The organism is Halarchaeum salinum (assembly GCF_039520965.1).
Lineage (GTDB): Archaea > Halobacteriota > Halobacteria > Halobacteriales > Halobacteriaceae > Halarchaeum > Halarchaeum salinum.
The window spans coordinates 1-9,360 of record NZ_BAAABL010000010.1 but is presented as its reverse complement, the minus strand read 5'-3'; the positions used below and the strand labels follow the sequence as shown (position 1 = coordinate 9,360).

Below are 9,360 nucleotides of genomic sequence, written 5' to 3'. Positions count from 1 at the left end.
CACCGGCGCGGGCTTGAACCCGACCAGCCCCTCGGACCACTCTTCGGGCGGCGTCTCGTCGTACTCACAGTCGCTGTCCTCGTGGTAGCTCGGCGAGTTCTCGCACTCCGGGCACTGCTTGGTAATGATCGGCGCCCAGATCCAGATGGCCGACTCACCCTCCTTGACGTGGCGGTCGAACTCCTCCTGCCACGTCCGGTAGCCCGCCACCCGGTTCGCCTCGGGACACTGCCGCTTGATGAGGAGGGTGTTCCGGTAGGAGTAGTCGTGGAAGCGACTCTGGACGTCAAGCCACTCCTGGAACTCCGCGCTGGCCTGCGCGTCGTCGACGTGGTCGACGAGGTCGTCGATCCAGGCTTCGATGGTACTGTGCATCTCGTCGTGTCGGGTGTCGGTCTCCTCGAACGAGACCGACGAGTCAGTGGTCGTAGCCATTGTGTTCACCGAATCGAGTTCACGGCGACTGCGTCTGTTCAGACCGCGCCGCACCCCTCGGGGGCGTCAAAAAACCGAGTCTGTCGGTCAGCGGAGTTCGTGGGGTTCGTCCGCGAAGCCGACCGTCACGAGGTACTCGAGGTACGCGTCGAACCGCTCGACGTCACTAGGCGTGTCGGTCGCAAGATGACGCGCCCACTCGATGGCCCACTGGAAGGCGGGATCCGTGCCGCCCTTGCCGTGAATGTACCACCACCGGGCCGCTTTCAGCACGACCAGCGGATTCGTCGGTGGCTGCTCACCGGCGAGCCCACGGGTGATGGATTCGATTTCGCCGGGGACGTCGGCGGAATCGACCTCCGCTGATTGCGTGTTGTCGATATCGACCGGGATCTCGTCGATCGAGACGTTGTCAGGACTCTGTTGTTGACTCACTGGAAGTCACCTCTGAGGGCTCTCGAAGGCGCCCTCGCCCTCTCTGGGGGCACGAAAAACAGGTCGCGAAGTCACGCCGGCGGGAGGTAGACGCTCTGCTCGCCGGCGATTTCCTCGAGGTTGTTCCGGTGACGGTGGCTGAAGTAGCACTCGTAGCTGCAGTATCCACAGATTGCGCCGGTATCGTACTCGGCGACGTACGGGCCGCGGCGAGTTCGCCAGACGTTCGTCCCGCACTTGGTACAGGCGGCTCTGTTGCAATCGCTTGGGGGCGGACCTTCGTAAGCGGTTGCAGGATCAGTCTCTTGAGGTTTTGTTTCCGTCCGAATGGCAGTGTGTGGATTCAGACTGGTGGGCTATAGGTACTCCACGAACGCGTTTGCGAGTTTCTCTTCGGCGCGTCTCAGGTGGTGCTCTACCGTCCGGCGACCGACATCCACGATCTCTGCAATTTCGCTGGTCGTCGTTCCGCGTGGTATCTCGTAATAACCCTCTTCAAATGCTGTCAGGAACACGTCCCGTTGCCGGTCAGAGAGGGTCGGGAGGAAGGTACTAGCCGCCATCACGGGGGTTTCTGACTTGACCGTCGCCAACTCCTGTTTGGACTCAACTGTTACGTCGTGGTCCGCCGAAATATCGCTGTACAGCATCGAGAGGTTAGCGGGGTCGAGTGCGAGGACACGTACGATTTTCGCGCCGCGTTCGTATCGGAGCGGGGGTAAGAGGAGGCAGTCGTTAGCGGCGAGATGGGCTTCGATATAGTCGTTTCCGTACTCTTTCAGACAGGCTTCGGTGATGATTGTCTGTTCGCCGTTGTTTCCGATTTGTTCCCGAACACCGACTTCCGTGCGGACCTGATCCACGACATCTGATTGTGCGTCGCCAGCGATATGGAGTAAGTCACAGTGGTCGTTACACCACAGCTCAATCCGGGTGTTGTTTTGCGATGTCGCACTCGCGTACGGACTGTCGCTTTTGATTCGGAATACCGCCTTGTGCATAGATCGATGTCTACCACGAGTATTTAAAACTATTTCCAAAGGGAGAATCTTGGCTATAGGCCTACCAATACTAATCATACGTACGCATGAAACAGCAACAGACGGACGACGACTCGGCGTTCGAGGTCGGCAGTCCCTCGTCGGAGTGGCTCGAATATCAGGGCTCCCCCACGGGAACGGAGATCGAGTGCGAGGGGTGGCGACAGGAAGCGGCTCTCCGAATGCTCAACAATAATCTGGACCCGGAGGTCGGTGAGAACCCCGAGGACCTCGTAGTGTACGGCGGTACCGGTCGGGCAGCCCGGAGCTGGGATGCGTACGAAACGATTCTCTCGGAGCTACGCACGCTCGATAACGATGAAACGCTCCTCATCCAGTCGGGCAAACCGGTCGGACGGTTCAAGACGCATGAGCGTTCGCCGCAGGTGCTTATTGCGAACTCGAACCTGGTTGGCGCGTGGGACGACTGGGAGCACTTCCACGAACTCGAATCGAAGGGGCTCATTATGTACGGCCAGATGACCGCTGGCTCGTGGGCGTACATCGGAACGCAGGGCATTATCCAGGGAACCTTCGAGACACTGGCCGAGGTCGCTCGCCAACACTTCCCCGAGCAGAACGGCCTTGAAGGGACGATTACGGTCACCGCCGGACTCGGTGGGATGGGCGGAGCCCAACCGCTAGCCGTGACGATGAACCATGGCGTGTGCATTGCGGCCGAGGTCGATGAAAACCGAATCGACAGGCGAATTGAGACGAACTACTGCATGGAGAAGACGGACGACCTCGATGAGGCCATCGAGCTGGCCGAAGACGCGGCGGCGAACGGCGAGCCGCTGTCTATTGCGCTCCATATGAACGCCGCCGATATGTTCGACGGGCTGCTCGAACGCAACTTCGTCCCGGATATCGTCACCGACCAAACGAGCGCCCACGACGAGCTAGAAGGGTACTACCCCGCGGGGTATACTGTTGAGGAGGCGGACGCGTTACGCGAGGCAGACCCCGACCAGTACGTCGAAGAGAGCCTCGACACGATGCAACGTCACGTCGAGGGCATCCTCGAAATGCAAGAACGCGGTTCGGTGGCCTTCGAGTACGGCAACAACATCCGTGGACAGGTCGAGGAGCACCGGGGGGTAGCGAACGCGTTCGATTTCCCGGGGTTCGTCCCGGCGTACATCCGACCCCTCTTCTGTCAGGGTAAGGGTCCCTTCCGCTGGGTCGCTCTCTCCGGGGATGAATCGGACATCCACCGGACTGACGAGGCCGTCAAGGAACTCTTCCCCGAAAAAGACCAACTACACCGCTGGATAGACCTCGCACAGGAACAAGTCTCGTTCCAAGGTCTTCCCAGCCGCGTCTGTTGGCTCGGCTACCGGAGCGAGGATGGGTTGACCGAGCGAGCGCGATTCGCGCTCCGGATTAACGAACTCGTCGACGAGGGAGAAATCTCGGCGCCGGTCGTCGTCACGCGAGATCACCTCGATGCCGGCAGCGTGGCTAGCCCGAACCGGGAGACCGAAGCTATGCAGGACGGTTCAGACGCCGTCGCCGACTGGCCCATCCTTAACGCCCTGCTCAACTGCGCTGCTGGCGCCGATATTGTCAGCGTCCACGATGGCGGTGGCGTCGGCATCGGTAACTCGCTGCACACCAACAACCACGTCGTCCTCGACGGCTCAGATCTCGCTGCTGAGAAAGCCCGACGCGTATTTACGACCGACCCCGGTATGGGCGTCATCCGCCACGCGGACGCCGGGTACGACGAAGCGCTCGACGAAGCAACGACCTCGAACGTTCACGTTCCAATGCACGAGAACGAATGAGTGAAATCATCGCACCACCGGACTGGTCGGGGCCGTCGTCGGACCCCGCGGACGAGCAGTTCGGCGACATCGTCAGCGGCGTTGATTCCGACACCGCTGACGAATTCGACGCAATCCTCGTCGGCGAACCGTACGACGGCGCGGTTATTTCTCGGCGCGGCGCCGCCGAGGGTCCCGAAGCCCTCAGGAACGCACTGGCAGCGGTGAAGACCCATCACTTCGATTCGGGCCCCGTCAACAGTGTCGCTGACTTCGGGGACATCGACGTCCCCTCGGGATCGGTTGCCGAGGTACAGGACGCGGTTCAGGACGTAACAGAGGCGGTTCACGCGCTCGATGCGCTCCCCGTCTTCCTGGGCGGCGACAACTCACTAACCGTCCCGAACGTCGCTCCGCTACTTGAGGATTCGAGTGTCGGTGTCCTCAACGTCGACGCCCACCTCGACGTTCGAGAAGTCCGAGACGGACCGACCAGCGGGACGCCCTACCGCCAGTTACACGAAGCGGGACTCGACAGCTACGCCTGTATCGGGGCTCGACACTTCGAGACGAGCACGGCCTACCACGATTATGTCCGTGAGAATGGTGGCACGGTCGTGACCGGCGAGGCGGTCGCGGCAGACCTCCCCAAAGCCGTCAATCGGGCACTCTCTGCGCTCGACGACGTCGACCGCATCTATTGCAGTGTCGATATAGACGTGCTCGATGCTGCGTATGGGGGCTCTAGCGCCCCGACACCCGGCGGCCTGCTCCCCCGCGAACTGTTCCGTCTTGTCCGTCTCGTCGCCGCTGATGAGCGTATTGCGGGCTTCGAACTCGTCGAGTGTGCGCCACCACTCGATACCAGTGGGCGAACTGTCGACGCCGCCGCACGTACCGTGGCACACTTCCTCTCGGGGTGGTCGGCGTGACCGACCTCGTCGTCTACGACGCATCACAGGTCGCGACTCCAACTGACGACGGGGAGATGGTGACTGTCCAAGATGGGGCCGTGGCAATCGAAGACGGTGTCGTCACTGCTATTGGTTCGACTGAATCAGTCACCCGTAACTACCCCCCAGAGGATGCGATGAACGCTATCGACGCGGCTGGAAAAACGGTCCTTCCCGGATTCGTTGACCCGCACACGCATGCCGTGTTCGCAGGGGACCGCGCCGACGAGTACACCGCGAAGCTCGAGGGTGCGGACTATCAGGATATCCTCGCGGAAGGCGGGGGCATCTTGCGAACTGTGCGAGCGACACGCGACGCCTCACGCGATCAACTCGTCGAGAACCTTCTCGTACAGCTCGACGTCATGCTCGCCCACGGGACCACGACGGCCGAAGTAAAATCGGGCTACGGGCTCGACGTCGAGACAGAAGTGAAGATGCTCGAAGCAATCGACGAGGCGGCCGACCGCCACCCGGTAGATGTGGTGCCGACGTTCATGGGCGCTCATGCTGTACCCGAAGACGCGGACACCGACGAGTACGTCGACCGCGTCGTCGAAGAGCAGCTACCCGTCGTCGCGAAAAACGACCTTGCCGAGTTCTGCGACGTCTTCTGTGAGGCAGGCGTCTTCTCCGTCGAGCACTCCCGAAAAGTCCTCGAAGCCGGACGTGAACACGGGCTAACACCGAAGATTCACGCCGACGAGTTCGAGCGACTCGGCGGGTCACAGTTAGCTGCCGACATCGAGGCCACGAGCGCGGACCACTTGCTGCAGTCGACCGAGGCGGACATCACGGCGCTCGGCGAAGCGAACGTGACACCCGTTCTCCTACCGGGGACCGCCTTTTCGCTCGCGACCGACTATGCTGATGCATCGGCGTTTGAAGCGGCGGACGTTCCGGTCGCTATCGCGACCGACTTCAATCCGAACTGCTACTCACAGAGTATGGAATTCACGATCGATCTCGCCTGTAACGGCATGCGTATGACACCCGCGGCGGCTGTCCGTGGCGCTACGGTTACGGCTGCAAAAGCCATCGACCGAACGGACGGCACAGGGACTCTTCAAGAGGGAGCGCCCGGTGACTTAGTCGTCGCCGATGTACCCGACTATCAGCACCTCCCGTACAATTTCGGCGTGCAGAACGTCCAAACAGTCGTCAAGCACGGGGAGGTGGTCCACCGTGACTGATGGATCGGTCGTCGTTGACGGGGAGTCACTCACGCCGGACGCCGTTGAGCGCGTCGCACGCCGCAATGCCACCGTTAGAGTCCCGGAGAGAGCGCGTGAGGCCGTTCGGAAATCGCGTGAGCGCATCGTTGACATCGTCGAGTCCGGAGAGGCTGTCTACGGTGTGAACACGGGATTTGGCGAACTCGTCCAAGAACGGATACCCGATGACGACATCGAAACGCTCCAGCAGAACCTCGTCCGCAGTCACGCGGCCGGCACGGGCCGGGAACTCGCTGCGGAAGAGGTCCGAGCGATGCTCGTCACTCGGCTTAACGCGCTGGTGAAAGGGTACAGCGGCGTCCGGGAACGGGTCGTTGACGTTCTCGTGGAGATGCTAAATGAGGCGGTCCATCCCGTCGTAAAGGCCAAAGGGAGTCTCGGCGCGAGCGGCGACCTCGCGCCTCTCGCCCACCTTGCTCTCGTTGTCACCGGGGAGGGTGAAGCCACTGTGGATGATGAACGACTTTCGGGATCTGAAGCCCTGAACAAAAAGAATATCGACCCGGTGACGCTTCGTGCGAAGGAGGGATTGGGGCTCATCAACGGGACGCAGTTGACCGTCGGATTGGCTTCGCTCGTCGTGTGTGATGCTGAACGTGCCATGCAGGCGGCGGATATCGCCGGTGCAATGACGACGGAAGCGACTATGAGTACGACTGCGAGCTCACACCCCAGTATCCAGCGTGTCCGGCCACATCAGGGGCAAACCGAAAGCGCGGAGAACGTCCGGCGGCTTACCCAGAACTCCGAGATCGTCGAATCGCACCGTAACTGTGACCGGGTGCAAGACGCGTACTCGCTTCGCTGTCTGCCACAGGTACACGGTGCAGTCCGAGACTCGATTCAACACCTCCGCGAGGCCGTCGAAACGGAACTCAACAGCGTGACAGACAATCCGCTCGTGTTCCCTGCCGACGATGCGGACGACCGCGCAAGCGGCACTGAGAACGCTGCCGTCCTCTCCGGCGGGAACTTCCACGGGCAACCGTTGGCCCTGCGGCTGGATTACGTCACGAGTGGTCTCGCAGAACTGGCTTCGATATCAGAGCGACGGATGGATCGAATGCTCAACCCAAACATACAAGAAGAGCATTTACCGCCGTTCCTAACCGAAGGGAGCGGCCTTCGGTCGGGGTATATGATCGCTCAGTACACGGCGGCAGATCTCGTGAGCACGAACCGTTCACAGGGCCGTCCGTCAACGGACAGCATCCCTGTCAGCGGGAACCAAGAGGACCACGTCAGTATGAGTGCACAGAGCGCTTATGCTGCGAGAGAAACTGTCGAGTCCACGCTCCGTGTCGTCGGGATCGAATTGGCCTGTGCGGCCCAAGCGCTCGATTTCGTGGAGAACCTCACACCCGGTGTCGGGACTGACGCGGCCTATCAGGAAGTTCGCGAACACGTACCTCACCTCGACGAAGACCGACCGATCCATCGTGACATCGAGTCTATGCTGGCGCTCCTTCGTTCCGATACGTTACTCGACGTCGTCGAGACGGCACTCGACGAGCCACTGGAGTAATGGCGAAGTCCTGACTTTTTCGAATGCACGTCTGCTAACGCTTCCGAACGTCGGTGGCGACTTATATACCCCTACCCATATGGAAAATAATTCTACTTCGTGATCATCCATGATAATTATTCATAGACGTATGATGCACGGACGTTGCGAATGTAGCTCGATAAGTCGCGTCGTAGCACGGCGACAGTGGTCGGATACATCGCCATCCATAGAACACGCTGGTACCGTTTCTCGTCCGATAGCACGGGCGACCGGGTCCGCTGGACGCCCCCAGTTGGCTCTCTCACAGCCGCAGTCTGGCGGTATCGCTGCCCCAGACGACTCCGTTAACGAGGTGAGCTGATGGTCGAATTCGAACCCCGTCTGTTCGAGGACATTGACCCGGCTGAGCGCCCCTCGCTCGCAGCAGCGTTAGTCCCAATCGCGGGGATGATCGTGTTCCTCAGCGTCGGTATCGTCGGTTTCGGCCTGGATCCTCAGTTCCCCCTGTTTTGGGGAATTGCGTTCACCGGCTTATTCGCCCGTTACCACCTCGGATTGTCGTGGTCGGATCTGTACGAAGGCATTTCAGATGGGCTCCTGATGGGAATGAAGGTTATTCTTATCATGTTTACCGTCTATACGCTCATCGCCACATGGATCCAAGCCGGGACTATCCCGGGTCTCATGTATTATGGGCTGGAGTTGTTCACACCCAAAGTGTTTCTCCCAGTGACGGCTGTCCTCTCCGCTGTGATCGCCTTTGCGGTCGGCTCGTCCTGGACGGCGGCCGGAACACTTGGTGTGGCTCTTATCGGTATTGGCTCGGGACTTGGTATCCCCGCACCAATGACCGCCGGTGCTATCCTCAGCGGGACCTACACGGGTGATAAGCAGTCACCTCTCTCCGATACGACAAACCTCGCAGCAGCAGTGACGAACACGGATTTGTATGAACACATTAATGCGATGCGAGCCGGGACACTCACCGCATTCGCCATCTCGGTCGTATTGTATGCCTTCCTTGGGTTGAACGCCGCTGGAAATATTCCCGTTGGGCGCGTTGAAGCAATCCAATCAGCTATCCAGAGCACCTACGTCGTATCACCGATCGTTTTCCTCCCGTTAGTTCTCACTTTTGGGCTTGCACTGTACGGTATCCCTGCGTTGCCTGCCCTTGGGACAGGCGTCTTTGCAGGGGTAGGCACCTCGATCCTCGTTCAAGGGACCGGATTCGGTGCAGCGTGGTCTGGCGCACAATCAGGGACCGCTCCCGAAACAGGGATGGAACTCGTGAACGGACTACTGCAGAGTAGCGGGCTAATCGGCGGCGCCTGGATTGTGACAATCGCTATCGCTGCCCTGTCCTTGGGCGGGATGCTCGACCGGACCGGCGTTCTCGCAGTTCTTGCTCACCATCTGGGGCGCCTCTGCCACAACGTTGCGAGCCTAACTGGTGTCACCGCGCTTTCAGCTATCTCGATGAACATTCTCGCAGCTGAGCAGTACGCGAGTATTGTCGTTCCGGGGATGACGCTCGGAAATCTGTACGAGGAACAGGGACTGAAAACGAAGAATCTCTCCCGCGCTATTGAAGCGTCTGGAACGACAACGAGTGCGCTCATTCCGTGGAGCAGCGGTGGGTTGTTCATGGCCGGGACGCTCGGCGTGCCCACGCTGGAGTATGCCCCTTACTACTTCTTCGGCTTCCTCTCGCCACTCATCCTGTTGTTCATGGGCCTGACTGGCTGGCAGATCGTATCCAAAGACTGTTCCGAAACGGCGGAGTCCACGTCACGAACCGGTGGCGCTAAACAAACGATGCCGGGTGAGGATTAGTCCCGCACAAATCTGAGAGACGGAATTACATATAAATCGTTGTCCGTTCGGAGAACCTCTCTCTTTGCGATCTTGTTTATATGTACGTGTTTACCCCGAGGACGCAACAGCGGGCACAGCCTGAGCTCGTGAAATCATCTCGTTGTCTCG

8 protein-coding genes and 1 pseudogene are annotated in these 9,360 nt (G+C 60.0%); 5 read left to right on the top strand and 4 right to left on the bottom strand.

What is annotated here, in order from left to right; genetic code table 11:
• The 4 genes and pseudogenes from ABDZ36_RS00735 to ABDZ36_RS00720 all read right to left on the bottom strand — a co-directional run.
• The coding region (locus ABDZ36_RS00735; RefSeq protein WP_343749151.1) for an ArdC-like ssDNA-binding domain-containing protein at positions 1-435 on the bottom strand (435 nt) is incomplete at its 3' end.
• Positions 436-522: 87 nt separating this feature from the next.
• Positions 523-870 carry a DUF8013 domain-containing protein gene (locus ABDZ36_RS00730; protein ID WP_211313660.1) on the bottom strand — a complete coding sequence of 116 codons (348 nt, stop codon included), beginning with the start codon at positions 868-870 and terminating at the stop codon, positions 523-525.
• A gap of 71 nt (positions 871-941) precedes the next feature.
• Positions 942-1,190: pseudogene (locus ABDZ36_RS00725) on the bottom strand (DUF6610 family protein); the annotation flags it as partial.
• Positions 1,191-1,226: 36 nt separating this feature from the next.
• Positions 1,227-1,871, bottom strand: coding sequence for a helix-turn-helix domain-containing protein (locus ABDZ36_RS00720; protein ID WP_211313661.1), 645 nt, complete (start codon positions 1,869-1,871; stop codon positions 1,227-1,229).
• Between the two features lie 86 nt (positions 1,872-1,957).
• On the opposite strand from ABDZ36_RS00720, the gene hutU reads away from it, so the two are divergent.
• The 5 genes from hutU to arcD all read left to right on the top strand — a co-directional run bounded on the left by hutU (position 1,958) and on the right by arcD (position 9,210).
• Positions 1,958-3,700, top strand: coding sequence for a urocanate hydratase (hutU, locus tag ABDZ36_RS00715; RefSeq protein ID WP_211313662.1), 1,743 nt, complete (start codon positions 1,958-1,960; stop codon positions 3,698-3,700).
• Positions 3,697-4,611 (top strand): formimidoylglutamase, encoded by a 915-nt coding sequence (gene hutG / locus ABDZ36_RS00710; RefSeq protein WP_211313663.1) that lies wholly within the window; start codon positions 3,697-3,699, stop codon positions 4,609-4,611. The genes hutU and hutG overlap by 4 nt, the downstream gene beginning before the upstream one ends.
• Positions 4,608-5,825, top strand: coding sequence for an imidazolonepropionase (gene hutI, locus ABDZ36_RS00705; RefSeq protein WP_343749150.1), 1,218 nt, complete (start codon positions 4,608-4,610; stop codon positions 5,823-5,825). The genes hutG and hutI overlap by 4 nt, the downstream gene beginning before the upstream one ends.
• A complete protein-coding gene (gene hutH, locus ABDZ36_RS00700; RefSeq protein ID WP_343749149.1) occupies positions 5,818-7,392 on the top strand; it encodes a histidine ammonia-lyase in 1,575 nt (524 codons plus the stop codon). Before hutI ends, hutH begins: the two co-directional genes overlap by 8 nt.
• Positions 7,393-7,734: 342 nt before the next feature.
• Entirely contained in the window at positions 7,735-9,210 is a 1,476-nt protein-coding gene (arcD, locus tag ABDZ36_RS00695) for an arginine/ornithine antiporter ArcD (protein ID WP_211313665.1), read from the top strand.
• Positions 9,211-9,360: the final 150 nt, after the last annotated feature.